This is a genomic window from Teichococcus vastitatis (assembly GCF_003604215.1).
GTDB lineage: Bacteria > Pseudomonadota > Alphaproteobacteria > Acetobacterales > Acetobacteraceae > Pseudoroseomonas > Pseudoroseomonas vastitatis.
Map to the genome: position 1 here is coordinate 1 of NZ_QXGS01000185.1, position 908 is coordinate 908.

The window sequence follows — 908 nt, forward strand, 5'->3', positions numbered from 1 at the left end:
TCCATGCTGGCCATGGAGGACGAGGCCCGGCAGGCCCGGTGCGGGCTGTGGTCGCTTCCGGAGGCGGAGCGGGTGCCGCCCTGGGCTTGGCGCCGGCAGGAGCGCACCACCGGGCAGCCTGCCCTCTCCTCCACGCCTCGCGTCTCGGCGGCTTCCGGAGCCAGTGGCTTCGGCTGCGGCGGCAAGCGCCTGTGCCGCGAGATGACGAGCTGCGCCGAGGCACGCTTTCACCTGCAGCAATGCGGGTTGAGTCGACTGGATGGCGATCGTGATGGCGTGCCCTGCGAGAGCCTCTGCCGGTAGGCAGCAGGCACAGTCCTTGACTTGGCAGCCATGGCGGCCAGTGGCGATACTCAGCCGATGTTCTGGTACGACGCACAGGCCAAGACCTTGGTGCCGCGCTATGAGGCGGTGCGGCCGGAGGCGTTGCATGGCTGGTGGCGCGACCTGCCGCCGGCGGCTCCCGCGGCCCTGCTCGATCTCGGTGCCGGCAGTGGCCGGGACGCCGACTAGCTCGCCTCGCTCGGTCATGAGGGGTCGCCGCCGAGCCCTCCGCCGCCATGCGCGCCGCTGGCCAGCGCCTGCACCCCGATCCGCGGATCCGCTGGACCGGCGATGCCCTGCCGGAGTTGCCCGGCCTGCTGCGCAGCGGGCTCGGCTTCGACACGGTGCTGCTCAGCGCCGTCTGGCAACATGTGCCGCCCGGCCAGCGCGCCCGCGCCTTCCGCAAGCTCTGCACCCTGCTCAAGCCGGGCGGAGGTGTCCTGGACCGGCATGGCGCTGCGCCTGCCGGATGACGGCACCTTTCCCACCCGGCCGCCCCCCAGAGCTGTTGGTACGAAGATCTTTGCCTTTGCTCAGATTGTTCCGTCAAGGAGCGCGCTCAAGCTGTCGCGGATGCCGCTCCA

General features: G+C 71.3%; 2 protein-coding genes and 1 pseudogene. All 3 read left to right on the plus strand.

The features are described from left to right. Positions 1–303, plus strand: a 303-nt coding sequence (locus D2K64_RS23825) for an excalibur calcium-binding domain-containing protein (protein ID WP_162306254.1), incomplete at its 5' end; no start/stop codon positions are given. 21 nt (positions 304–324) lie between these two features. Then, a complete protein-coding gene (locus tag D2K64_RS25260) occupies positions 325–513 on the plus strand; it encodes a hypothetical protein (RefSeq protein WP_202910824.1) in 189 nt (62 codons plus the stop codon). 38 nt (positions 514–551) lie between these two features. Beyond that, a pseudogene (locus tag D2K64_RS25265) lies at positions 552–797 on the plus strand (class I SAM-dependent methyltransferase); the annotation flags it as partial. Positions 798–908: the final 111 nt, after the last annotated feature.